We start from the raw sequence: 25,685 nt of genomic DNA, 5'->3' as shown, positions 1-25,685 counted from the left end.
GCTTAGTCTTTTAATTCTCTCAGATCTTCCACATCCAGCGTCTTATGCTGATGATGGATCTGTAAGACCATCGCCAGCGCCACAGATACTTCTGCAGCTGCCATTGCCAGAATGAACAGGTACATGATCTGTCCGTCGGGCTGCTGCCACCTGGAACCGGCAGCAATGAAGGCAAGTCCGGCGGCATTTAACATGATCTCTATCGAGATCAGCATAAAGATGATGTTCTTCCGGGTGAGCACGCCGGCGAGTCCCAGTACAAACAGGATGGCGGCGACAATAAGGACCGTATGTGCAGAGATGGGTGCCATATGTTATGCTTGTAAAAATCTGTGCAGACTTTTCTTCTTTTGTTTGCCGATATGCGCAGCGCCTACAATTCCCGTCGTTAGTAAAAAGCCGATCAGTTCAACGGCAATAATGTACTCTCCGTATAGTGAAAGCGCCACCTGTTTAGGTGTCACTACGGCTACGGCGACATTTCTTTGCGGAGGCGCCAACAGGAGTATGCTCATTTCCATCAGCAATACCAGCGTGAGTACGCCCGGTCCGATCCATACGGCAGGACGCAGCCAGTCTTTCTCCTGAGCAGCGGTCTCTTTTCCGAGATTCAGCATCATCACCACGAAAATGAACAATACCATAATCGCGCCTGCATACACGATCACTTCTAATGCTGCTGCGAATGGTGCGCCCAGGGAAAGAAAGACCATCGCAATAGCCAGGAAGGATACCACGAGATACAGCAATGCGTGTATAGGATGGTAACGCGTGATGACCATAATCGTAGCAATGATCGCTACCGCTGACGAGAGATAGAAGAGTATCGGCATGGCAATACATTTTTCAGGGTAATAAGCTTTTGATATCTACCGGCGCTTCTTCATTTTCTCCCTTGCCCTTTTCTTTTACGCCGGCACTGAGTCCTGCCATTTTATAGAAATTGTAACCAGGGTATTTGCCCTGACTATCTATCAGCAGGTCTTCTTTTTCGTAAACGAGGTCCTGTCTTCTGTATTCTGCCATTTCAAAGTCCGGGGTGAGCTGAATGGCGTAAGTCGGACAAGCCTCTTCGCAATAACCACAGAAGATGCAACGGGAAAAATTGATCCGGAAGAACTCCGGATAGCGACGTCCGTTTTCGTCTTCTGCCGCCTGAAGGGCGATACAGTCCACCGGACAGGCGGCAGCGCAGAGATAACATCCTACACAGCGTTCTCCACCGTCAGGATCTTTTGTCAATACGATACGTCCGCGCCAGCGGGGACGCATGGCTACTTTTTCTTCCGGATATTGAATGGTTTCCCTTTTGTGAAAGAGATGCAGAAAGACTAACCACATGGTGCGCAGATGACTGATCATTGTTACAGGTTTTTATGTTTATCTGCTAATGTTTCATCCAGAGTGCGATAGCGCCTGTTACCAGTAGATTGACCAATACCAGGGGTAACAGCAGTTTCCAGCCGTATTCCAGTAACTGATCATATCGTGGCCGGGGCAATGAAGCTCTCAGCAGAATGAATAATCCGATGAATACAAATGTTTTCAGAAAGAACCACACAACGGGTGGCAGGAACGCAGGGCCTAACCATCCGCCAAAAAACAGGGTCACTGTCATGGCAGATATGAGCGTAATACCCAGGTATTCCCCGATGAAGAACATACCGAATTTCATCCCGGAATACTCTGCGTGGAAACCGGCGATCAGTTCACTTTCTGACTCCGGAATATCAAAGGGTAAGCGGTGGGTTTCTGCTAGTCCGGCGATAAAAAAGATCACAAATCCGACTGGCTGCAGAAAAACGAACCATACCTTCTCCTGTGCAGCAACAATCTCCGCCAGGTTGAAAGAACGGCTCAGCATAACGACGCCCATGAGTGAAAGGCCCATAAAGACCTCATAGGCGATCATCTGGGAAGCTCCTCTCAGGGCCCCTAACAGCGAATATTTATTATTGGAAGCCCATCCCCCCAGTACAATGCTGTACACACCGAGGGATGACATGGCAAGAAAGAAGAGTAAGCCGACGTTGAGATCGGCCACGAGAATGCCGGGTGCAAAGGGGATGATCACAAAACTCATCAGCACACTGGCCACGACAATAGCGGGCGCGAAGATGAATACCCATTTATCGGCAAAAGGAGGGATCCAGTCCTCTTTAAAGAACAACTTGAGGGTATCTGCCAGCACGATCATCAAACCTAAAGGACCGGCCCTGTTAGGCCCTAATCTGTCCTGCCACATGGCAAGCAGTCTGCGTTCTACCCATATCAGTCCTGCCGCTATATTCAGGAATACGAAAAGTACGCCCAATACGATCCAGATATGTTGCATTACTGTCATGTCGCGTTATTTAAAAAGATTTACCCATGTGCCCCAACTCAATGCGTCCATCCCTTTTAGTCCTGCCGTGAGTATGACGATGCCATCCTGCAGATCATCTCTTGTTTCCAGTGGAAACTGGTAGGTTCTGTTATCTGTCTGTACAGAGAGCAGGTCTCCTGTTGCCATGTTCAGCGAGGCGGCATCCCGTGCAGAAAGAATGGCCCGGGGTTCCGGAGAAAGGGCTGCTATACCTTTGGTATAGATACTGAGTTCGCCTGAGCCGAATAACTGATATTGTGGTAACAGGAACCATTTTCCCTGCCGGGGACTGAAAGCGTCCGGTATATCCTGGAAATAGGCAGGTATAGCACCAGTTTCTCTGAATAAGCGGATACCCGGATCCCCCCCTTTTAAAGCACCCCCTGTTTCCTGCTGGTATTTGTTCACTGCCTGACCAGAATTCCATCCCGGCGCCCAGAAATAAGGGATCAGCGGGGCAGGTGGCATTCCCCGGTAGCCTTCCATGGTAAATGACAGGGGAGAATCATCATCCTGGAGTGGTTTTGGTTCGCTGACGGCTTTATTGGCCTGCATGGCAGTGCGTCCACTGTAACGCTGCGATTCCCGGGGAATACGCGATCCGTGTATACGAAATGCATGTGAGGGGACCACATCGGCAATACCTTTGAACTGCGGATAAGCCCTTTCCAATCCTGCCAGCATTTCGTCCGGATGTACGTCATGACCATTTGAAATGGCTCTGCGTATCACCTTCATCTCAAAAAGCCATTTAAAGGCCTCTTTCAGCACTTTATCGGGAGACATGAATACCTGGTAGCTCCGTTGGGCCCGTCCCTCATTATTGATGAATGTGCCATCGCCTTCTGCGAAGGTGGCTACCGGTATCAATACATCCGCCTTTTCAGTGGTGCGGTTGTGGAGTGTATCCAGTACAACCACCTGCCGGCATTTACTGAAGAAGGTGTCTACCAGATCGGCCGGGATATTCCTGTAGAGGTCATTTTCCAGGATGACAGCGGTGACGTCCGGGTTCTTTTGTACGATCGCCAGCGCTTTTTCAAAAGAAGATGCGCCGGTCATGGCGAGCCCCATGCTATTGCAATCGGGTAATACAAAGGCAAGTCCGGGGTGTCGCTCCTCGTTTTGAAGCGCCGCCGCGATATCATAAGCTGCCCTGATCAGTGCTTCGCTACCCGAAGAGGTACCTGTGATAATTACCGGGTGTCTGGCCAGCAGTAACTGCTGGCTGATCATTGTAGCATTGTGTAGCAGCGTGTCAGCTGCATTGTCAACTGCCGGTAGTGTATTATTCAGCAGGTGTGCGATCTGGAAGCCCAGACGAGCCATATCATCAGGTGTGCCATGTACCTGAACGGCGGCTATCTCATCCAGCGGAGAAGAAAGTATACTCATATTCGCCAGAAAACCCTTGCTTTCCTGGGCCAGTTCTTTTAAGGCGGCATCATGCCAGCCAGGGACGGGTACCTGTTCCTGTACGTGTGCGGCGGCTGTTCTCATAACGGACTGGCGTACTGCCAGTGCCATGATGGGAGCCGTATTCCAGATGTCTTCTCCTAGTACCAGTACGGCGTCCGCCTGTTCGATCTCTTTTAGAGAAGGGGTATGAATAGTGCCTGCTGAAAGGATGTCAGCGATCTTTTGTTCCAGAAATACCTGGTTATCGGGTAATCCCTGGTAAAAACATTCTTTGCCTGCCAGTTCCATCAGGGCATAATTACTCTCGATAGAGGCTCTCGGCGAACCAATACCGATCACCGTATGACCAGTCAGGATATGCGGCAGATGATTCATCAGGGTCTGTTCATCTACCGCTTCCGCTGCACGATGACGGATCAGTGTTTGTGTAATACGGTTTTCACTGTTGACGAATTCATAGCCAAAGCGGCCTTTATCGCACAGGAAATAACCATTGACCTCGCTGTTATAACGGTTGACGATACTACGTAGCTGACCGTAACGTTCTCCGGCAATGATATTACATCCCAGACTGCAATGCTGACAAATGGCGGGTGCATTGGTCAGATCCCATTTACGGGTATAATGCTCTTTGAGTGTTTTATCTGTAAATACGCCGGTAGGACAGACCTCTGCCAGGTTACCGCTAAAAGGACTTTGCAGCACGCCGTCCTTTTCTCTGCCGAAATACACATGATTATGTGCGGAGAATACATTCAGGTCTTTACCACCGGCATAATCCCTGTAGAATCGTACACAACGATAGCACTGTATACAGCGGTTCATTTCATGGTTGATCAGCGGACCAAGATATTGATTGGTATAGGTACGTTTTTTAAATTCATAACGCCGGTAATCGTGTCCGGTCATAACGGTGACATCCTGCAGGTGGCAACTGCCGCCTTCATCACATACCGGACAGTCATGCGGGTGATTGGTCATCAGCCATTCTATTACCTGTGCGCGGAATGCCTTTGCGCCGGGATCACAGACAGAAATACGCAGGTCGTCCTTTACACTTTCCATACAGCTCATCATGATACGCCCTTTGGTATCTTCAGCGTCTTTGTACACTTTGACAGCACATTGCCGGCAGGCGCCGATACTGCCCATGGCAGGATGCCAGCAGAAGTAGGGAAGGTCAATGCCCAGGCTCAGGCAGACCTCCAGCAGGTTCTTACCTGCTTTCACTTCGAAAGGCATATTATCTATGTATATGCGTGGCATTGTTTAGCTATTTAGTCATATGGGCACTTTTTATGCTCCACATGTTTCTCAAAATCCTCCATGAAATATTTTAGTGCGCTTTGTAATGGTTCCATAGCACCGGGAGCCAGTGCGCAGAACGTATTACCCGGCCCCAGGAACTGTGTATGCATCTGTAAGAGTTCAATATCTTCGGGTTTGCCATCACCTTTTTCAAGGGCCAGCAGGATCTTTTCTACCCAGGGTAGTCCCTCGCGACAGGGGGTACACCATCCGCAGCTTTCCTGTGCAAAGAAATGCTGCAGGTTGTGCACGAAACCTACCGGACAGGTACCGGAGTCCAGTACGATCATGGTACCTGTACCGAGGCGGCTGCCTGCAGCTGCGACGGACTTATAATCCATTTTAATATCAAGATGCTGTGTGGTCAGAAAGTCGGTAGACGCGCCGCCCGGTAATACGCCTTTTAACTCATATCCAGATTTCATACCACCGGCATGTTCTTCTATCAGTTCGCGCATCGTCACACCCATAGGAAGCTCCCATGCGCCGGGTCTTTTTACTTTACCACTGACGCCATATACCTTGGTGCCGCCATCTTCGCTGTAGCTGAGTCCCTTAAACCATGCTGCGCCGTTATTGACGATATGCGGTACGCAGCACAGCGTTTCGACATTGTTGACAATGGTGGGTTTTCCAAAGAGTCCGCTGATCTGCGGGAAAGGCGGTTTCGCTCTGGGCGTAGCCCGTTTACCTTCCAGCGCATTGAGCAGGGCAGTCTCTTCGCCACACATATAGCGGCCCACACCTGTATGGAGGTACATTTCGAGATGAAAGCCACTGCCCAGTATATCCGTTCCCAGATAACCTGCGTCGTAAGCTTCCTGGATACTCTTGCGGATCAGTGCAGCTGCTTCATGATAGGCCCAGCGGAGGAATACATAGGCAATATCTGCCTGGATGGCATACGCGGCGAGTATCATGCCTTCTATCAGCTGGTGAGGATTGCCTTCCAGTAACAGGCGGTCTTTGAAGGTACCGGGTTCCATTTCGTCTGCATTGGCGATCAGGTATTTGGGACGTGCTGCTTTATCGTCCATGGGAATCAGACTCCATTTCATACCCGTACTGAAGCCAGCACCACCACGGCCCTTGAGGTTACTGTCCTGCACCAGTTTTTGTAAGGCAGCAGGGTCCATACTACTGCATACTTTTCTGAGGGCCGCATATCCACCGGTTTGCTCGTACTCCTTCAGATTCATCGGAGGACGATCAGGATATATATTTCTTGTAAGCGGGCGTTCTGTCATCATGCATATTTTTTCAGGATATCATCCAGCTGTTCAATCGTAATATCTCTGTAGAGGTCTTTGTCTATCATCATGGCAGGCGCATGATCACAGCAACCCAGACAGGCATTGGGTAAAAGTGTGAAACGGTTATCCGGACATGTTTGTCCGAAACTGATGTGTAGTTTGTGTTGTAAAGCGGCATAGAGACCTTTATATCCCATGACGTAGCAGGAGATGCTGTCGCAGAGTAAGATGACATGTCGTCCGACAGGCTTGCGGAAGATGAGATTATAGAAGGTAGCTACGCTGTCCACCTCGGCCGGACTGATACCGAGGTAGTCAGCAATTTCTTCTACGCTGTCATCGCTGATCCATCCGCGATGTTGTTGTACGATCTTCAGTGCCTCGATGACAGTGGCTCTTTTATGAGGCACCAGTCCGATCTCATGATCGATCGCTTCCTTTTCAGTAGTACTAAGCATAAGCATTTGATTTGACTATCTGTCAATATCTGCCAGCACATAGTCCACGCTTCCCAGTATAGACAGCAGGTCGGCTACCGTATATCCTTTGCTGATATAGGGGACCATCTGCATATGAGGGAACGAGGGCGTTCGTATACGCGTTCTGTAAGAGGAGGTATTGCCGTCACTGATCAGGTAGTAACTGGTAGCGCCTTTAGTGGCCTCCACACAGCTCATGGCTTCTCCCGGCGGAATAACCGGACCCCAGCTGACATTGAGAAAATGGGTGATCAGTGTTTCAATATCCTGCATTGTATGTTTTTTGATAGGAGGTGTGGTGAGCGGATGATCTGCCTTGTAATTGCCCGAAGGCATATTATTCAGACACTGCTCGATGATGCGCAGACTTTGTCTCATTTCTTCTACTCTCACGACAGATCTGTCATAGCAATCGCCATGCTGCGCAATGGGGATATCAAAATCAAACATTTCATAACCGGAGTAAGGACGTTTCTTACGGAAGTCCCAGTCGAAGCCACAGGCACGTAAACCGGGGCCGGTTACACCCCATTCGATCGCTTCTTCCAGCGTATATACGCCGATGCCTTTTGTACGCGCTTTAATAAGGCTATTGCGCAGTACCATGTCATTAAATTCTTTCAGTTTGGCAGGGAAGCGGTTTACAAAATCACGTACCAGTGTATCCCATCCATTGGGGAGGTCCTGTGCCACACCACCGATACGGAACCAGTTAGGATGCATTCTGCCACCGCAGACTGCTTCTATCACATCAAATATCTTTTCCCTTTCGGTGAACATATAGAATACAGGGGATAGTTGTCCGAGGTCCTGTGCAAAGGTGCCGAACCATACCAGGTGACTATTGATGCGGAACAATTCGCAGAGCATCACCCTGATGACTTGCGCGCGGTCGGGGATAGTGATACCTGCCAGCTGTTCTACGGCGAGCAGATAGGAGAGATTATTCATGACACCTCCCAGATAGTCAATACGGTCGGTATAAGGGATGTACGTGTGCCAGCTCTGGCGTTCTCCCATTTTCTCTGCACCCCGGTGGTGGAAGCCAATCTCAGGGACAGCGTCTACAATTTCTTCACCATCCAGTTGTAGTATGATGCGTAATACACCGTGTGTGCCGGGGTGTTGCGGACCGATATTCAGGAACATAAAATCGGCATCATCGCTATGCGTTTGCATACCCCATTCTTCCGGTTTGAAGCGAAGGGCTTCCTGTTCAGCGTCCTGCTTTTCATCCCAGAGACGGAACGGGCCGATTTCAGTGGCACGGGCGGGGTGTTCTTTACGTAAGGGATGTCCCTGCCAGCTTTGCGGCATCAGCAGACGTTGCAGATGTGGATGGCCATCGAAGCGGATGCCAAACATATCGTAGATTTCGCGTTCGTACCAGTTTGCATTTGGGAAGATAGCAGTGATGGAGGGGAGGGAGGGATATTCACCGGTCAGTGGCACTTTGAGTCGGATGAAGTTGTTGTCTTTGAATGAGAAGAGCAGGTAGACTACCGAGAAGTCTGCGACAGGGAGCTGCTCTTTGCGGGCCCTGTCGCGTTCGTCAATACCACAGAGATCGTATAACGACAGGTAAGCGTTTTGTTGCAGGAACTGCACGGTACTGACAATATCGGCTTTGCGAACCCATAAGGTGAGCAGACCATCAGCTGTGTTTTGTTGGTGCAAAGCATCCTGTGCGAGGCATTGCTGGAGAAGTGTTAGTATGTTGTTGTCGGCAGTCTGCATGAGGTCTATTAGTTTAGTGCCTGTATTCTTTTCAATTAGGAATTAACAATTATTAATGCAGCGGAGATCTTCGCGTTAATTCTTAATTCTTAATTCTTAATTGATATTCATATCTCATCAACTCCCCTGAACGTGGTCATCTTCGCACGTTCTTCCCGTTTCTGTTCTTTCATGGAAGGCTGTGCGGGTTTGATCACACCCTGTTCTCCGATCATCCAGCTAAGCGGCCGGGTTTCTTTTCCGACAGCGTCGCCAAGTAATACGAGTCCCTGCATAAATGCATCTGGTCGTGGTGGGCAGCCAGGTACATATACATCCACCGGCAGGAATTTATCTACGCCCTGCACAACACTGTAGATATCATACATGCCTCCGCTGTTGGCGCAGCTACCCATGGAGATGACCCAACGGGGTTCCATCATCTGTTCGTGCAGGCGTTTGATGATGGGCACCATTTTAATAAATACGGTACCCGCAATGACCATGACGTCTGCTTCACGCGGCGTGCCACGGATCACTTCTGCACCGAATCGGGCGACATCATATTTGCTGGTAATACTGGTGGCCATTTCCACGAAACAGCAACTCAGTCCGAAGTGAAAAGGCCACATGGAATTTTTACGACCCCATGCCAGGAGGTCCTGTACGGTTGTCAGCATGATACTTCTGCTGACAGCTTCTTCCATGCTGCCATTGCCTGAAAGATGTCCGGACTGATCACCCGGTTTGCTTAACCACCATTTCATTCTTCTCTTGTTTTTGTTTGTGGAATTTTAAGATCTTTTTGGCGTCAGCGCCGATGTTCAGCGCACCGATACCCCATTCATAGATCAGTACAACGGCCAGCTGACCTATAAATATAGCGGCGCCGATGTAACCTGGCCATCCGAGTTCATAGAACCCGAGTGCCCATAACATAATGAACACGGCCTCCACGTCGAAGATGACGAAGAGCATAGCGACTAGGTAAAATTGTGCGGAGAAGCGGATGCGGGCGCTGCCTGTCTGTTCTATACCTCCCTCATAGGGCCGGTTGGTCGCACGGTCATTGTGATGCTGTCCCAGTATATAGGACAACGTTAGAATGGCGGCGAGCAATACGACTACCAGGCAGGCATATAGCAACAGGGGCCATAAGGGAACACTGACTGATTCGTTTCCCATAACATAAAAATTTTCCCTGAAGATGAATACAATGTATGCTGTCTTTTAACTGAAGAGAAAGGTGATTTTCCAATCATAAAATTTCCCCTGAAGATGAATACAATGTATTCTGTCTTTTAATTGAAAAGAAAGATGATTTTCCAATCTCTTAATAAAACCAATTGACCTTAATAGCGCAGAATGAGTTGTTTTTCGTAACGTGCTTAGCTTACGATGTAATGTTCCAGGTGTTGAATGATGAAGTCTTTGTTGCTGATGACATGCTTAACGATGTCACCGATGGAGATAATGCCGGTCAGTTCATTGTTTTCAATAACGGGGAGATGGCGGATGAACTTATTCGTCATCAATTGCATGCAATATTCAATGTCAGTGTCAGGAGAAACAAATACCGGACTATCCGTCATGATGTCCCTTACGTAAGTTTCTTTTGAGGACCGACCCTTCAGGACGACTTTGCGTGCGTAATCCCGTTCAGTGAATATGCCAATCAATTTTCCACTTTCGTCCACAACTACGAGTGCGCCAAGATTTTTTTCTTCAAGAACTTCCAAAGCTTCGTACACAGTGCAGGTAATGCAGATTGTGTAAATCAGGTTTCCTTTCATCTGCAGGATATCTCTAACTTTATCCATGACAAAAAGATTTAAGGAATGCATTCTACTATTAAGTTATGCCTTTTTTAGCAAAAAACATGAGGTACCCCTGAAAACAATATTATTCGCTCCCGGGGGGACGAAAACAGAAAAGCCGCCTTATGGAGGAGGCGGCTTGTAGTCATATCGGTGAGGGGCTTACTTTTTCCCTTCTTTTTTGTCTTTCTTATCTTTCTTATCCAGTACGTTTTCCAGCACTTTACCATCAGGGCTGAAAGTTACCTTTCTTTCCTCCGGTTTCTTTTGCAGTTCTACTTTATAGGTAACAGCAGTACCGGCAGTGTGTTTGTCAACGTCATGGATAGTATATCCGGCAAATTGCTGCTGAACGGCCTGTTTAACGGCAGCAGGCAGATCTGCGTCTTTGATATCTTCCTTCTGTTTTACCAGTTTACCGCTGGCATCATACCAAACGTCGTGTTTGTGGAATTCGGCCTTGTACTGGTTATCTTTCAACTTCCATTTAACACCTGTGGCAGCGGGAAACTGCTGCTGAAAACTTTTGGTAACGGCGGCAGGTACATTTACCGGTTGATCGCTTTTCTGCGCGTAAGTGGCGATACCGGTTCCCAATAAGAAAATGAAAATGAGATGTTTCATGAATGAGTGTTTTAATTAACACAACAAAATTAATGAAAGAATCAGCACAGCGGCAAAAAGACCGCAGATTCACAACAAAATCCGTCATTTATAAAAGTAAATCCCTGTTTCCTGCTAATTGCCCGGATCTCCGTAACTTTACAGTATCGTTTTTTCTCCCCATAATATAGGTTTATGATACAATTCCGCGCAATTAAAAGGTCGCTTGTACCTGACAACACTATGGCCGACTACATTAACAATCTTCCTGCCCGCTTTAACAACTCGAAAGCAGAGAGAATAGCCGCCTACCTGACCCACCAGTTCAGCCAGGAATGCTGTAAATCGCATCCTGACCATCTGGTGGAAATGAACATCGAATCCCGGTCAGAGGATGGAGACGTAGTGCTTTATTCTTATAGCAAAAGCTGCTGCGATACCTTTACCCTTCGTTTGAAGCAGATCATTGACAAGAGTAAAGATTTATTTCCCTGATCGTATACAATGCGGCGAAAAAGCCGTAACTTTTCCCGATCCTTAACCCTTTATTTATGACACAAACTTATCATAGCGAGCGCGAACAATCAGCTACCCGCGCGAATGCCGCTAATCTGTCTTCACAGGGTATCCAGCGTAAAGCAGTGGAAGCCCGCCTGAAAAGCGAGCCTGTTCAGCAACAGTCACTTCCGGAAGAAGAAATGCCTGCCCAGCTGGCGGGAATAGAAGAGGAGTTGCCGGCACAGATGGCCTCCATGGAGGACGAATTGCCTGCGCAGCTGGCTGCTATTGATGAAGAAGAATTACCGGTACAGGCTAAATCAGCCGTTCAGCTGAAAGCCAATGAAACGGGTATGCCTGACCAGCTCAAGTCCGGCGTAGAAAGTTTGTCAGGTATCGATATGTCAGATGTGAAAGTGCATTATAACTCTTCCCAGCCCGCACAGCTGAATGCCCACGCTTACGCACAGGGTAAGGATATACACGTAGCTCCCGGACAGGAACAGCACCTGCCGCATGAAGCCTGGCATGTTGTACAACAGAAACAGGGCAGGGTACAGGCCACTACCCAGTTAAAGGAAAGTGTACCTGTCAATGATGATCCCGGACTGGAAACAGAAGCCGACGTCATGGGACAGAAAAGCCTTCAGCAGGGTTAAGGTGTAGCTCGTGTGTCAATAAAGAAGTATCAATCATCTTATCATCAATATACCCGGTCCCATGACAGCTGCAGAACAATAGCCGCCGTCATGGGACCGAACACCTTTAAACAGGGTTAAGGCTTATCCTCGTGTGTGAGCATAGGACGGATCAGCAGCCTGGTAATGATCACTCCCAGTATAATACCGACTGAAAATATCAATAGCGCGTCGAGAATTGGGATCGTCACGCACTTCGAGGTTTTATCCAGTTTAGGTGTAATACCAAATGGTACTTCCCGGTTGAGGAATGCTGCCACTATACCAAAGAATGCCGTTACGAATACCGCCCCAACCAAGATCCGCAATACTGTCTTCCGCCATGGCCATGTGGTGCCCTGCATACGGAGATTATATCCGTAGAGAAAACCAATCAGTAAAGTGATAAGCAAACAGCATAAGGCTACATAGAAATAGAAGTCATCATCCTTGTGTCCGTGTCCGTTTTCTTCTTCGTCCAGCTGACACGGATCGGTGAACATCAGTTTCAATACATGCGCTTCATGACCCAGCTTCTGCATTAAGCGTCCCCACCAGCCTAAGGCAGGCTCCGTTACTGGCACGAGTGGAACAGTTGCCAGGAAGGTAGTATCGATGCGCACGAATTTATCTGTCAGCACATCCCATAATTCTCCATAACCATCATCAGCGCCCAGTGGCCAGACTGCCACACCTCCCAGACCTGTATTCAGGATAAGGTCATATTTCACATCCAGGGTGCTGGCATCGTCAAACCATATTTCGGATGTTATAGTACCTGTTGCGTCTCTCTCCCGGATGACAGCAGCTACGGCATCCTCGTCATAATTAACCGAGGTGTCGGAAGGGAAACGTTTTTTGATATCGCTATAAGATACATAGCGGGTGAACAGGTCTCTGCCGTCAGCGCCTTTTTTCCATTCTGTGCCATAATAAGATAACAGCAGGATAAATTTGGAAGGCGGGATCTGCTGATTGAGCAGCCGGGAAATAACTGGTTCGATCGCCTTTCTGGCGTCTCCTTTTATGGGAGATAAAGGACCCGCACTTGTTCCGCTGGCTTTTGTAAAGTCTACCAGGAAATGGGTGGTAAAGTTGTTCAGCGCCCGAAGATCATAAGCCGCCGCATCATCAAATGGAGGTACTGTTACGGTTAAACGGTATTGCGGATTGGCGCTGATCAGGTTATTATATAACAGACCGATAAAGCTTGTAAAGGCGGTTCTTTGTTTACTATTCAATGCACTAAGCCATACATTCACGCCTTCCGCCTGATATTGTCTTAGCAAAAGCAGGAGGGAGTCTACACAATGTAAACGGGATGTTTCATCCTTTAATAATGCATCTATATGGGCCGCATCGGTTTCGTAAAAAGTAAAGGTACGATTGTTCGCCAGGTTGAAGAACTGTATTGAATCCGGTATACGGGCTGTATTTACAGCAGTCGTATAACCGTAATAGTTTGCTTCACTGATGGTCGTATAATTATAGTGCAGGAACTTATCGCTCATCCAGTGAGGATGGATACCGATAACAGCGGCTTTATGTCCCAGTTGCAGGGTATAGGTTTTACCGATAGAATCATTGACAGGCAGTGTGTCTATCTTGTTGGGGTCGCGACCATACAGTTCGCGGACCTTCTGTAATCGTTGCTGCTGGGCGGCGCTGTTCCTTTCTTCCACTTCTTTTTGCTGGAGAATCGGAATGATCTTATTAATGAGCGCTGTTACATCTGCTTCAGAGACGGGCGCAACGGGCGTATCGATCACTTCCTCTTCCGGATTGTCAGGAGTGGGCGCTGGTTCGGGCCGAGACATGATCTTATCGATCAGTGCGTGCAGTGAATCAAAATGCTGATTCTGTTGTAATGATAACTCGGCATTGAGCTTTTTAATATCTGCGGAAGTGGCGACCATAGAATCTGCCATCACTGTTCTGATGATAGCGATCACACGTTGCTGTTCACGCGCCCGGGCATTTCGCCTGAACTGTAAAGCGGAAACAATTTTCTGCAGCAGCTTTACCTTTCCTGTGGTGTCTTTCTGGAAGGCTGGCAGATTGATCGTCTTTGGTTGCGTAGTATCATACCTGGAAGTATGTACATCATTAGCGTATATTTTCGTCCCGGTAAATAAAAAAATAAAGAGGAACAAAAATATCCCAGTGATATTTTTGAAAAGGGAGTACATAAGAATTGAGATTTACCTGACAACGCAAGCGCAAGAGTAATAATAATTTTTAAAAAATAGCTAATTATTCAGTTAAATAAAATTTTTTTCATTTCATTTAACTACTATCTTGTGCCTCAATAGGAAAAACATTATCCGTTAAAAGATCCTGGCACCCTAACTATCCGCCCGGTATATCCGGAGATCAGACCAACGTAAAAAACTAACGTTGCATCATTTATAAAGAAAACATTGTGCATTGCCTCTGGTAACACGTGTGCGCCTCAGCTGAGCTGAGAACTTCCTGAGAAAATTTAGCCATATGATTTACGAAACCCTTTCATGCATCACTGAAGTGATCAACAATCACTTTCGCAGGCAGTTGCATGTAAACGAGGACAAAGTCATACTATCCGGTATAGTAAACCAGGATGGTAGTGTCGCTGTGCAGGGTGAAAACAAGGTACTTGTAACGCTGATCAACATTGAGAAGGAGGCGTTAGGGAAAAGTGTGCCCGGTTACAATGCAGGACTGGTACAGGCAAAGACAACGCCGCCTGTATGCATCAACCTGTATGTGCTGTTTTCGGCATATTTTACCGCGAACAACTATGCGGAAGCATTGCGGTTTATCTCCTTTATCATGGCTTATTTCCAGTCGCGCAATGTGCTTACATCCGACAACACGCCATCGCTGGATCCACGTATCGATAAGCTTGTCTTTGAGATGGAGAGTATGGGTACAGATCGCTTAAACAATCTGTGGGCCACACTTGGCGCAAAGTATATGCCTTCGGTCGTATACAAAATGCGTATGCTCACTTTCGACGACAGTATTATCAGAGAATACAGGCCATCTGTATCGGATATTTCAACTAACGATAAACTTCTGTAAACACTTACAGTAATGGGATTTGCTTTGCTGACGGAGATCTGTTTCCGTCACAGCTACTTTGCTGATAATTGTTTCAGGGACCTACGCTTGCTGCTGCCACAACAAACAGTAACAGAAATGCGGCGTTATGGGTTACTATTCCGCAGATTGCCGGACAGGATCGTCGTGCTCTTCAATGCCGCCGGGACTGATCGGCAGACCCTTTTACAGGAGCGTATTACGCTGCTTTTCGAGTTACATCTACAGGATCAGTATTTCTATAACTACACCGCATTACAGCAAACGGACGTTCCCGGAACAATGCTATTGTTCAGCAATCAGCGTGAATATGCTTCGGGTAAATTGCACAGGCAGGCGCTTGTTTCTGCGGATGATCTCATCCCCGCATCAACAACTGATGGAGGTATCTCTGCCCGTCCGTTTGCCAGGATTGTCTTAACACTCACGCCTGATCTGCTGCCGGTATATGAAATCAGCTTCGCCGCAAAGGCAACAAGGTGGTCTTACTTCCTGATGAGCAACGATCTTGCATCGCTTGCCAAACCATCCATTGTAGATGCCCGTGGTACTATACAATTTGCTGCACCGCAACAGATAACGCTGCCAGACGGAAAACGTGTCTATACACTTATTTCCGAGCAGGCGTTGACGTTATCACAACGGTCAGCCTATACCTTTCAGCTCGTAGAGGGCGGAGGTGACAGTGAGCAATACCGGACCATCATCCAGGCATTACCATCTCCTGATATCACCGCCGTATCCGGCGCAGGTATAGCTGTATATGACCGCACTCAGGCATACTCTGAAATCTTTTTATACTAAACTCAAATCCGCACAGCTATGGCTTCAACACTCATGACTCCGGGCGTTTATATAGAGGAAAAAAACGCCTTCCCCAGTTCTGCCGTCGCCGTCGAAACAGCAGTTCCCGTATTTATCGGCTACACACAGAAAGCCGAACGGTTTGGTAAATCGCTTCTGCAAAAACCAACCCGTGTAACTTCCTTCGCGGAATTCGTGGAACTCTTCGGCGCAGGCTTCCAACCAAAGTTCAGCATCGCTGATCCTGCTGCTGACTATAAAGGCGAGACCTTTATCATCAATGGCGCGTCAAAAGTTGTACAGATCAAGGAAAAGAACACCTTCTATCTGTACAACAGTATCCGTCTGTTCTACGCCAACGGCGGCAGTAACTGTTACATCGTTTCTGTAGGCACCTACGGCGATAAGCCGGATGGTCTGGAAATCTCTCTGGACGACTTTATCGGGTCTGACACCAAACCGGACATCCTGCTGTTGCTGGAAAAAGAGTTTGAGCCGACCCTGGTGGCGATCCCTGACGCTATCGCGCTGGGTGAAGCAGCCTACAACACCATCTACACAAAAGTACTGGCACACTGTGCTAAAACACAGAGCCGTTTCGGCATCTTTGATCTTGCGAAACAAGGGCCGACCGACACGACTGACACCGTTGTAGCCAGCTTCAGAGACAAGATCGGTATCAACGCACTGAACTACGGCGCAGCTTACTATCCATGGTTGAAAACAGCGATCGTACAGAATACGGAAGTTGATTTCGAAAACCTGGATGCAGCTGTTGATCTGGGTGCTTTGTTACCGGAAGATCTGGCGAAACAGGTTGTGAAAGCTTATAAGGCGATTGCTACACCTGACGCCAATGCAAAGAAGAATTATCATCAGTCACTGAAAGCATCCAGTCCGGTATACAACAGTATCCTGGAAGAGATCCGTTCTACACTGAATGAGTTGCCGCCAAGTGGCGCCATCGCCGGTATCTATACACTGGTAGACAGCTCCCGCGGCGTATGGAAATCACCCGCCAACGTATCTATCAGCATGGTGAATGCACCTGCAGTGAACATTTCTGCCGATGAACAGAAACAACTGAACGTAGACGTACTCGCGGGTAAATCCATCAATGTGATCCGTCCTTTCCCGGGTATCGGCACACTGATCTGGGGTGGCAGAACACTGGATGGTAACAGCCAGGACTGGCGTTATATCAACGTACGCCGTACCCTCATCATGATCGAACAGTCCATTAAACTGGCTGCCCGTACTTATGTATTCGAGCCAAATGATGCGACTACCTGGGTAACTGTAAAAGCCATGATCGATAACTTCCTGAACAACCTCTGGAAACAGGGCGCACTGGCAGGAGCTGCTCCGGAACAGGCTTATGACGTACAACTGGGTCTTGGTTCTACCATGACGCCGCAGGACATTCTGGATGGTAAAATGCTGATCACCGTAAGAGTAGCGATCGTAAGACCTGCCGAGTTTATCGTGATCACGTTCCAGCAGATGATGCAGCAATCTTAATCTGACAATCTGAATAACCTATTATTTTACTATTAAAAGCTTATAACTATGGCAGATGACGGCTCTACCCAGGCCCAGTCCACGTGGCCTCTTGTCAAATTTTCGTTCAAGGTCATGTGGGACGGTGCTGAACTGATATTCCAGGAAGTAACCGGATTATCTTCAGAAACCCAGATCATAGAATACCGTGGTGGCAGCAGCCCTGTTTATTCAACGGTGAAAATGCCCGGTATCCAGAAATTCTCCAACGTTACTCTCAAGAAAGGTATTTTCAAAGGAGACAAAGCGCTGTGGGATAAGTATAAAGGTATCACCATGAATACCTACAAACGTATCAATATCGTTGTGAGCCTGCTCGATGAGAAACAGGATATCGCAATGAGCTGGACGCTGAAGAATGCATTCCCATGCAAGATCACAGTAACTGATATGAAATCTGACGCTAACGAAATAGCTGTAGAAACTATGGAAGTAGCGCATGAAGGTTTAACCATTTCTGAATAATAGTCTATGGATCCCGCATACCCACCGGTGGGGTTTTACTACAAAGTAAACTTCATCAGCTATCCAGGTAAGCAGGAAGGCAATTTTCAGGATGTTACCGGTATTTCCGTCAGCATAACGCCGGAAGAGGTCAGGGAAGGGGGAGAAAACCAATTCGTTTATAAACTCCCTTCCCCTCCTAAATACAGTAATCTGGTATTGCGGAGAGGAATGCTTATTGGCTCGGTCGTAACAGAATGGGTCACAAAGAGCCTCTCCACTTTTACCTTCAAGCCGACCACCGTTGTGGTGATGCTGCTTGATGAAAAGGGCAAACCGCTTTCTTCCTGGAAATTCTACGGCGTATACCCGGTTAAAATGGAAGTCTCCGGCTTAAAGGCCATGGGTGCCGGGGAGATCGTGATAGAGACGCTTGAACTGGCGTATAAATATTTTGAAACGACTAAATGATCTGCCATGCCGCTTGAAATAAGGGAATTGGTCATCAAGGTGACTATCTCTTCAGACGCCGCAAAAACAGGGTCTGTGCTACCTGATGAAAAAAGCCTCCGCCACTGGAAAGAAGGCATTATCAAAGAGTGTGTAGAAAATATCCTGAACAGGATGAAAACCGAAGCCGAACGATAAACTATGGGACAGATCAAAAAACTGCAGATAGCGGCTTATGCTGATGCTGCAGGTGTGAACCAGCTGCTCGGTACTATCGCCGCAACAATCAATCCGTCCAGCTACTCGCTGAGTTATTCCGCCCAGTACGAGTTGTCAAAAGAAGACGGATCCAGTAGTCCTACCCAGATCTTTAAGGGGATGGGACAGTCTGATTTTAACCTGGACCTCCTGGTGGATGGTACAGGTATTATTCCTATTCCGGATGGGATGTCGGTGGACCGATATATCGACCGCCTGAAATACCTGATGTTTTCCTATCAGGGAACCGTGCATCGGCCGAATTATCTGAAAATAACCTGGGGGAACCTGGTATACCGGGGTGTATGCACCAGTTTTACAACCAACTATAAACTCTTTAACGCTGATGGCACGGCCCTCCGGGCAGAGGTGAAACTGGTCGTTGCCCAGTCTACGGACTTCAAAGGCAAAAAGCAGAAAGCTGCCAAAGAATCGCCCGACCTGACGCATATAAGAACAGTGAAAGCCGGTGATACCCTGCCTATGATGGCTTATCGTATCTACGGAGATGCTTCCTATTACATGGAAGTAGCAAGGGTGAATGGCCTGAACAGTATTCATGCCATCCGTCCGGGAGATGAGTTGTATTTTCCACCTTTAAAGAAAGTATAATATGCCCGTAAGCCCGACTAACATTACTGATCCTACATTGAAATTCACGGTCTCTGTGGAAGGCACTGCCGTCCAGGAGGCTGTTTTTATATCTTCCATCCAGGTCACGCATGAGATCAACAGGATCTCTTTTGCGGAGATCGTTTTTGTGGAAGGCACCGGTGATATCGGCGCTGCCGGTGATGCCGGTGATTTTCCCGCCAGCGGACGTAAGGATTTTGTTCCCGGTGGCAAGATCGCCGTCACCGCCGGATATGGCGATGACACGGAGCAATCCATTTTTAAAGGTATTATCGTAAAACAGGCACTACGTATTAACAGGTCCACCGGGTTTGAACTGGTGCTTACCTGTAAACACGAAGCGGTGAAGATGACACTTGGACAGAAGGAAGGAGAGTTCGCCGAAACGACCGACAGCGACGTGATGACCAAAGTGATGGGTGTTTATGGCCTGAGCAGCAAGGTGGATAGCACCTCGGCACAACAGGAGATGCTTTTTCAGAAGATGGCGACAGACTGGGACTTTGTCCTGGCCCGCGCAGCATTCAATGGTTTTATCACCACAACGGGTGACGACGGGGTCACGATCGGAAAACCGAATTTCAGTGCTGCTCCCGTGTTGAATATTACTTACGGCGATTCGATCATTTCGTTTAATGCAGAGATCAATGCGGAAAAACAGGCGCCTTCCCTGGAAGCCTATGCCTGGGACCCGCAAACGCTCGCGTTGATCTCTTCAGCAGCAGCTGAACCTACCCTTAATGAACAGGGAGAGATCACAGCCACAACCCTGTCGGGAAAACTGGGACAGACCGCGCTCAAACTGATTTCCAGCGCCCCGCTTGCACAGACTGATCTGAAGATCTGGGCGGATAGTACCTTGCTTCGGATGCGTATGAATGCGATTAAAGGCAACGTATCCTTTATCGGAAACGCTCTGGCATTACCAGGTAAGACCATAAAGCTGGAAGGTGTAGGTCCGCAGTTTGATGGGACGGCATTTGTCAATAAAGTAAGGCACGTCCTGGAGGATGGTCAGTGGACCACACACGTGCAGTTTGGTGTGCCGGACAAACCGATCTTCGAAAAGGAACAGTTTTCCAACACGGTAGCCAACGGACAGATGCCAGCTATCCACGGATTGCAATTAGCCACCGTTGCCAAGATCTCAGAAGATCCTTCGTCAGTATACAGAATACAGGTAAAGCCGGCTTCTAATGCGGAAGGACAAAAAGGTATCTGGGCCAGACTGGCCAGCTTTTACGCTACTGCTGGTGCAGGCGGGGTGTTTTGTCCGGAGGTGGGTGATGAAGTCATCCTCGGTTTCCTGGAAAGCGATCCACGTTTTCCTGTGGTATTGGGTAGCCTGTTCAGTAAGAGCAAAACGCCCCCGGTGACACAGGCCGATGAGAAGAATAATACCAAGGCATTCTATAGCCGTAGTAAACTGGAGATCAATTTTGACGACGATAAAAAGATCCTGAAGATCACGACACCAGGCAATAATATGATCACTCTGAGTGACGATGGAAAGTCGATAGAAATAAAAGATCAGAATAATAATAGCATAAAACTCGACGATAGCGGTATATTGCTGAATTCTCCGAAAGATATTACCCTGAAAGCGACCGGTAATATTACCTTAAATGCGACTGGTAAGGCAGAACTGAAAGCCACACAGGATATGGAGATCAGTGGCATGAATATCAAACAGACCGCCCAGGTGGGCTTTACGGCTAAAGGGACAGCCAATGCTGAACTTTCCGCCTCCGGCCAGACAGTTGTCAAGGGCGGTATGGTGATGATCAACTAAAATTTGTACAATGGGAACACCAGCAGCAAGACTGACTGATATGCATACCTGTCCGATGCAGACGCCAGGACTACCACCTATACCACATGTCGGCGGACCGATAGTTGGTCCGGGCGTTCCAACGGTATTAATAGGGAAGATGCCTGCCGCTGTGCTGGGCGATAACTGTGTTTGTGTAGGTCCTCCTGATGCGATCGTTAAAGGTTCCGCGACAGTTATGATAGGAGGAAAGCCGGCAGCCCGTATGGGCGATACCACCGCACATGGTGGCAGTATAGTACTCGGTTGCCCCACCGTATTGATAGGAGGTTAAACATTCGTAAAAATGGCGATTCACTCTTTTCTCGGCACGGGATGGTCATTCCCCCCGTCATTCGATAAAGCCGGCAGCAGCGCTCTGATGAGCCATGCCGTGATTGATATAGAAGAAAGCATCCGTATCATTCTGGGTACCATTCCGGGAGAACGGTTGATGCAACCTACTTTTGGCTGTAATCTGCACCGGCTGGTATTTGAGCCTGCTGACACGGAAATGATGACAGAGATCAATGACCTGATCTCGCATGCCCTGCTCGACTTCGAACCCAGGGTTCACGTCTCCGGCGCCGATATACTGATGCAGGATCAGGCAGCCGGTATGCTGCACCTTCAGATACATTACACCATCATTGCCACCAACACCAGACATAATATGGTTTATCCGTTTTATTTCCTGGAAGGCACCAACATTGCGTCTCCCAATCTGCTGCCGTAGCGCGTACAAGCGATGAATAAACTATTCGATTATATGAGGGATGGCATCAGCCAGTCAGAGCGCAAACTGGAAGCGCTGCTGCCGTCCTATGTGAAGATTGATGAACGCAGTCGGGAAGACCTGTTGCTATTTCTCTCCGAACTGGCAACGCAATTCAATTACTATAATTTTCAGGATGAGATAGATGGCGACTGGCGGGAGTTCCTCCAGGCCGATATGCTCATTATGATCACGGCTATTTCCCGCCTCGATTTTACCCGCTGGCAGGAAAGACAGTCACGTATACAGGAGTCACTGGAATCTGTGAGCGGAGACGCTAAATTATACGCTTTACTGGCCGAGCTGTTTAACCTGATCTTTACGATTGCCAATCAGCTGGCCGTACACCTGCAACAGCTTAAGAAATCTGACCAGCAGGCCCTGACCTGGATCTACACCGACCAGATCATGGAAAGCATTACGGAAGACGTACTGAAAATGCTGCAGTTTGAAGAACAGGCCATTCTGCTGTTTACACCTGCCACACATTTCCGTACCATCGCCGTCACAGATGAACTGGCGGCTAATTTTCCGTCATTAGCAAAAAAGACAAACAGGATACCTGCCGTTTTCCTGGGTTATCAGTCCCTGAATGAAGTCTATAACGATCTGCGGACGAAATTCTATCAGGTGACCAGCGCCGCACAGTTTTATCTGCGCAGGCGTCCGGACTCCCTGCAACACCATCCGCATATCGGTATGCTGATGGCGTTTACGCAATTGTACGGGCATTTACAGGACAAGCTGAATAAACTGACCGGCCAGCACCAGGATTACTACTACCGCAATGTACTGGGACTGAAACAGAAACCTGCCATTCCCGATCAGGTACATATCTTCCTGGATGCGCAGCCACAGAGTATGCCGGTCACCGTTCCTAAGGGAACCGCGATGGTGGTGGAAACAGGTGCAGGTGCTGCTCCGGTAACCTACCGTATGGCACATGACCTCCGCGTCAGCCATACCAGTATCCGCTCACTCCGGACTGTCTACGTCAATAAATACCGGCAGATAGCCACCGAAGATCCGCACCTGTCAGATATTATGGAAGCACAGGTCTATTCCGCGACACACACTGTGCCGCCGCCTGCTGCTTATATACCAGGCGCATTGCCGGTAGGCTCCTGGCCGATGCTGGGAGAACCGCAACAGGACCAGCCGCGGGATAAACGTACGATGGAAGAAACAGAGATGGGTATGATACTGGCCTCTCCGTTGCTGTACCTGACAGAAGGACAACGTACCGTTGAACTGGACTTTTACTTTGAACCGGCGTCTTATGAAAAGCTGCTGGCGTATATACAGAATTTCGCAGCCGTGACCAATAAACAGGAAACGCTGGTGATGAATGAACTGTTATCGTCTGCATTTGTCATTTCTTACACAACGGCTACCGGCTGGCATAAGCTACCCAAACACAGCATTCGCAGCAGTAACCGTGCAGGTGGGGCAAACGCCTTTTTTATCACCCTGCTGTATGATGTTAATGCACCGGCGGCGGCACTCTATGACCCTGCAATTCATGGCGGCGCTTATCAGAGTCAGCTGCCTTTATTGCGGCTGATGCTTAACAATAACAGTTTCCATCACCCTTATTCCTACCTGCCGATGTTATGGCTGGAAAGAGTGAGTCTGCGGGCACAGGTGAAAGGCTATCGTTCAGTGAAACTGTTTAACAACGCCGGACCACTGAGTCCGGCTAATCCGTTTCAGCTGTTTGGTCCGCAGCCTACTATTGGTTCCTTCCTCGACATTCGCGACAGCAACGTTTTTAACGCCTATACAAAGACTTTCCGTATCCAGCTGGAATGGCTGGAGCTCCCACATGTAGAAAACGGTTTTGATGAGCATTATGCCGCTTATAATGCCGGTATGACCAACGACTCTTTTGTAGCTGGTATCAGTGCATTTGAAAACGGGGAAATACATCCGGAGAGAAATCAGCAGCAACTATTACCGCTGTTTAAAACATATACCGACGAAAAAGGAAGGGTTATCCTTTCCGATAAGTCAACGCTTAAAAATATCGATCTCAGAAAGATCCATTTTCCGAACAGGCCTTTAATGGATAAAGAGCCTTTTATCGCAGATGGATTCTATAATGATGGCGCTATCAGGTTAGAACTGGCAGGGCCGCAGGACGCGTTCGGACATAAAGCCTACATGAAGCTGTTCCCTGAAGTGATGGCCCATAATGCCAGCAGATGGGGCAGAAAGAAGCCTATTCCGAATATGCCCTATACGCCGCTGGTCAAGTCTATTTCCATCGACTATGTGCTGGAACAGGCAGAGATCCTGAAGCCGGAAAAAGCAGGTGAGGAGGCGCAGACACTACAGATCTTCCACCTGTATCCTTTTGGACACCGGCAGGCCTATCCCTCCTCTTTTCAGGGTGATTTTACGCTGTTGCCCACCTTTGAAGACAGGTCCAGTCTGTATATAGGGCTGGATGGTATGCAGCCACAGGAGGAAATCTCCCTGCTTTTCCAACTGGAAGAAAAGCACCGCAATCATACACGTATCAATAAAAAGCCTGACCTGCACTGGAGTTACCTTTATAATGACCGTTGGGTGCCTTTTAACAGTTCGCATATACTGACAGATACGACACAGCTATTTCTCAATAGTGGTATCGTAAGTCTGAAAACGCCTCCGATCAATTCTGCCGGTAACACCCGGCTGGATAAACAGCTTCAATGGCTACGGTTGTCCTCCCCGGAGGAAATGCAGTTTCGTCCGATGATCAAAGGACTCTTCGTCAATGCTGCGATTGCCTGTCGTGACCAGTCAGATACGATTGTATCCACTTCATTGCCTTCCATGTCGATCAAGGCATTGCAGCACGAATTAAAGGGCATACAGCGCGTATGGCAGTTGTTCCCTTCCTTTGGCGGCAGACCAGCAGAGACCACAGAAGAGTATTATGTGCGTGTCAGTGAGCGCCTGCGACACAAGAACCGGCCGATGTATGCTATGGATATCATTCAGCTGATCCTCGAAGCCTTCCCGGAGATCCTGATCGTAAAATGTGCCACTAATATCGCCGCGTCAGATGTACAACTGGTGATAGTACCAAAGCCATTTAACGGTAAATACGAGAATACAGAGCCACATGTAGATATTGTAACGCTTTATCGCATCCATGGATTCATTGCCAACCTGCTGCCTCCCTTTATCAAAGTGACCGTCCACCACCCGGTATATGAAAAAGTGAAGATCATATGTGATGTGCGCTTTATTGATAAGGCAAGTCTGACAGACAAAAACTACTATCTTACCCAGTTACAGAACGATATCAGCCGTTATCTCACGCCCTGGCTGTTTGATACACATACAGAAGTAAAAATGGGCGGTACGCTGTATACGGCCGACGTATTGAGTTATATCAAAAAGTTGCCTTACATCTCCTATGTAACCGGTTTCTCGATGGTGCATTTTTTTGAAGAAGACGATCCTAATGGCGATTATATCCATTGCATGCTGGATACGGCTGTCAGCAATACGGAATATGTCAGGGCTTCTACTGCTGAAGCTGTGCTGATTCCTGCGCCGCATCATTCCATCCGGGTGATAGACGAATGGGGGTACCGCGAACCGGAACCGATCGGTATCAGCGGTGTGATCACCGGGGAAGAGATGATCGTCGGACAACATGAAAGGAATAGCTATAAGGATGATGACGATTCTCATTATGCAGACGGAGAAATTATTTCACTCACCATACAACCTAAATAA

Annotated in this window: 26 protein-coding genes; 13 read left to right on the top strand and 13 right to left on the bottom strand. The window is 48.2% G+C overall.

The window, feature by feature from the left end; translation table 11 throughout:
* Positions 1 to 2: 2 nt before the first annotated feature.
* From nuoK to BMZ72_RS07590, 12 genes are all read right to left on the bottom strand, one after another.
* A complete protein-coding gene (gene nuoK / locus BMZ72_RS07645; RefSeq protein WP_012791451.1) occupies positions 3 to 311 on the bottom strand; it encodes an NADH-quinone oxidoreductase subunit NuoK in 309 nt (102 codons plus the stop codon).
* Positions 312 to 314: 3 nt separating this feature from the next.
* Positions 315 to 833: an NADH-quinone oxidoreductase subunit J gene (nuoJ, locus tag BMZ72_RS07640; protein ID WP_089806775.1), complete on the bottom strand. Its 519-nt coding sequence runs from the start codon at positions 831 to 833 to the stop codon at positions 315 to 317.
* Positions 834 to 846: 13 nt separating this feature from the next.
* The gene (nuoI, locus tag BMZ72_RS07635) at positions 847 to 1,362 is read right to left on the bottom strand and encodes an NADH-quinone oxidoreductase subunit NuoI (RefSeq protein WP_089806773.1); all 516 of its coding nucleotides are present in this window, start codon (positions 1,360 to 1,362) and stop codon (positions 847 to 849) included.
* A gap of 25 nt (positions 1,363 to 1,387) precedes the next feature.
* Positions 1,388 to 2,344, bottom strand: a complete 957-nt coding sequence (gene nuoH / locus BMZ72_RS07630) for an NADH-quinone oxidoreductase subunit NuoH (protein ID WP_089806771.1) — start codon at positions 2,342 to 2,344, stop codon at positions 1,388 to 1,390.
* 6 nt (positions 2,345 to 2,350) lie between these two features.
* Entirely contained in the window at positions 2,351 to 5,050 is a 2,700-nt protein-coding gene (gene nuoG / locus BMZ72_RS07625) for an NADH-quinone oxidoreductase subunit NuoG (protein WP_089806769.1), read from the bottom strand.
* 11 nt (positions 5,051 to 5,061) lie between these two features.
* Positions 5,062 to 6,342: an NADH-quinone oxidoreductase subunit NuoF gene (gene nuoF, locus BMZ72_RS07620; RefSeq protein WP_089806767.1), complete on the bottom strand. Its 1,281-nt coding sequence runs from the start codon at positions 6,340 to 6,342 to the stop codon at positions 5,062 to 5,064.
* Complete coding sequence (gene nuoE, locus BMZ72_RS07615) at positions 6,339 to 6,803, bottom strand: NADH-quinone oxidoreductase subunit NuoE (protein WP_089806765.1); 465 nt, start codon at positions 6,801 to 6,803, stop codon at positions 6,339 to 6,341. Before nuoE ends, nuoF begins: the two co-directional genes overlap by 4 nt.
* A 15-nt stretch (positions 6,804 to 6,818) precedes the next feature.
* Positions 6,819 to 8,570 (bottom strand): NADH-quinone oxidoreductase subunit C/D, encoded by a 1,752-nt coding sequence (gene nuoC, locus BMZ72_RS07610; RefSeq protein ID WP_255373151.1) that lies wholly within the window; start codon positions 8,568 to 8,570, stop codon positions 6,819 to 6,821.
* 98 nt (positions 8,571 to 8,668) lie between these two features.
* Positions 8,669 to 9,307 (bottom strand): NADH-quinone oxidoreductase subunit B, encoded by a 639-nt coding sequence (locus BMZ72_RS07605; protein ID WP_089806761.1) that lies wholly within the window; start codon positions 9,305 to 9,307, stop codon positions 8,669 to 8,671.
* Positions 9,279 to 9,725, bottom strand: coding sequence for an NADH-quinone oxidoreductase subunit A (locus BMZ72_RS07600; protein ID WP_089806758.1), 447 nt, complete (start codon positions 9,723 to 9,725; stop codon positions 9,279 to 9,281). Before BMZ72_RS07600 ends, BMZ72_RS07605 begins: the two co-directional genes overlap by 29 nt.
* Before the next feature lie 203 nt (positions 9,726 to 9,928).
* Positions 9,929 to 10,360 carry a CBS domain-containing protein gene (locus tag BMZ72_RS07595; protein ID WP_177222718.1) on the bottom strand — a complete coding sequence of 144 codons (432 nt, stop codon included), beginning with the start codon at positions 10,358 to 10,360 and terminating at the stop codon, positions 9,929 to 9,931.
* 159 nt (positions 10,361 to 10,519) lie between these two features.
* The gene (locus BMZ72_RS07590; RefSeq protein ID WP_089806756.1) at positions 10,520 to 10,981 is read right to left on the bottom strand and encodes a PepSY-like domain-containing protein; all 462 of its coding nucleotides are present in this window, start codon (positions 10,979 to 10,981) and stop codon (positions 10,520 to 10,522) included.
* Between the two features lie 174 nt (positions 10,982 to 11,155).
* Between BMZ72_RS07590 and BMZ72_RS07585 the strand changes: the two genes are divergently transcribed.
* Both BMZ72_RS07585 and BMZ72_RS07580 read left to right on the top strand, forming a co-directional pair.
* Positions 11,156 to 11,455 (top strand): hypothetical protein, encoded by a 300-nt coding sequence (locus tag BMZ72_RS07585; RefSeq protein WP_143087637.1) that lies wholly within the window; start codon positions 11,156 to 11,158, stop codon positions 11,453 to 11,455.
* A 56-nt stretch (positions 11,456 to 11,511) separates the two neighbouring features.
* Positions 11,512 to 12,117, top strand: a complete 606-nt coding sequence (locus tag BMZ72_RS07580) for an eCIS core domain-containing protein (protein ID WP_089806753.1) — start codon at positions 11,512 to 11,514, stop codon at positions 12,115 to 12,117.
* A gap of 116 nt (positions 12,118 to 12,233) precedes the next feature.
* Here the strand turns inward: BMZ72_RS07580 and BMZ72_RS07575 are convergent, their stop codons facing one another.
* Entirely contained in the window at positions 12,234 to 14,288 is a 2,055-nt protein-coding gene (locus BMZ72_RS07575; RefSeq protein ID WP_177222717.1) for a glycosyl hydrolase family 18 protein, read from the bottom strand.
* A gap of 337 nt (positions 14,289 to 14,625) precedes the next feature.
* On the opposite strand from BMZ72_RS07575, the gene BMZ72_RS07570 reads away from it, so the two are divergent.
* The 11 genes from BMZ72_RS07570 to BMZ72_RS07525 are packed head-to-tail and all read left to right on the top strand — an operon-like array spanning position 14,626 to position 25,685.
* Positions 14,626 to 15,198 carry a Pvc16 family protein gene (locus tag BMZ72_RS07570; protein ID WP_012791555.1) on the top strand — a complete coding sequence of 191 codons (573 nt, stop codon included), beginning with the start codon at positions 14,626 to 14,628 and terminating at the stop codon, positions 15,196 to 15,198.
* A 12-nt stretch (positions 15,199 to 15,210) separates the two neighbouring features.
* Complete coding sequence (locus tag BMZ72_RS07565; protein ID WP_089806749.1) at positions 15,211 to 16,020, top strand: hypothetical protein; 810 nt, start codon at positions 15,211 to 15,213, stop codon at positions 16,018 to 16,020.
* A gap of 18 nt (positions 16,021 to 16,038) precedes the next feature.
* Positions 16,039 to 17,541 (top strand): phage tail sheath family protein, encoded by a 1,503-nt coding sequence (locus tag BMZ72_RS07560; RefSeq protein WP_089806747.1) that lies wholly within the window; start codon positions 16,039 to 16,041, stop codon positions 17,539 to 17,541.
* Between the two features lie 48 nt (positions 17,542 to 17,589).
* Positions 17,590 to 18,045 carry a phage tail protein gene (locus tag BMZ72_RS07555; protein ID WP_012791558.1) on the top strand — a complete coding sequence of 152 codons (456 nt, stop codon included), beginning with the start codon at positions 17,590 to 17,592 and terminating at the stop codon, positions 18,043 to 18,045.
* Between the two features lie 6 nt (positions 18,046 to 18,051).
* Complete coding sequence (locus BMZ72_RS07550) at positions 18,052 to 18,495, top strand: phage tail protein (RefSeq protein ID WP_089806745.1); 444 nt, start codon at positions 18,052 to 18,054, stop codon at positions 18,493 to 18,495.
* 6 nt (positions 18,496 to 18,501) lie between these two features.
* Positions 18,502 to 18,672: a DUF5908 family protein gene (locus tag BMZ72_RS36500; RefSeq protein WP_177222716.1), complete on the top strand. Its 171-nt coding sequence runs from the start codon at positions 18,502 to 18,504 to the stop codon at positions 18,670 to 18,672.
* 3 nt (positions 18,673 to 18,675) lie between these two features.
* Complete coding sequence (locus BMZ72_RS07545) at positions 18,676 to 19,344, top strand: CIS tube protein (protein WP_089806743.1); 669 nt, start codon at positions 18,676 to 18,678, stop codon at positions 19,342 to 19,344.
* A gap of 1 nt (position 19,345) precedes the next feature.
* Positions 19,346 to 21,157: a type VI secretion system tip protein VgrG gene (gene vgrG / locus BMZ72_RS07540; protein WP_089806742.1), complete on the top strand. Its 1,812-nt coding sequence runs from the start codon at positions 19,346 to 19,348 to the stop codon at positions 21,155 to 21,157.
* 10 nt (positions 21,158 to 21,167) lie between these two features.
* Positions 21,168 to 21,470, top strand: a complete 303-nt coding sequence (locus BMZ72_RS07535; RefSeq protein ID WP_089806740.1) for a PAAR domain-containing protein — start codon at positions 21,168 to 21,170, stop codon at positions 21,468 to 21,470.
* A gap of 12 nt (positions 21,471 to 21,482) precedes the next feature.
* Positions 21,483 to 21,911, top strand: coding sequence for a GPW/gp25 family protein (locus tag BMZ72_RS07530; protein ID WP_089806738.1), 429 nt, complete (start codon positions 21,483 to 21,485; stop codon positions 21,909 to 21,911).
* A 33-nt stretch (positions 21,912 to 21,944) separates the two neighbouring features.
* Positions 21,945 to 25,685 carry a hypothetical protein gene (locus BMZ72_RS07525; RefSeq protein WP_089806736.1) on the top strand — a complete coding sequence of 1,247 codons (3,741 nt, stop codon included), beginning with the start codon at positions 21,945 to 21,947 and terminating at the stop codon, positions 25,683 to 25,685.

Origin of the sequence: Chitinophaga sp. YR627 (genome assembly GCF_900114995.1) — a bacterium.
Lineage (GTDB): Bacteria > Bacteroidota > Bacteroidia > Chitinophagales > Chitinophagaceae > Chitinophaga.
The sequence above is the reverse complement of the archived record's forward strand: the minus strand, read 5'-3'. Positions and strand labels throughout refer to the sequence as shown.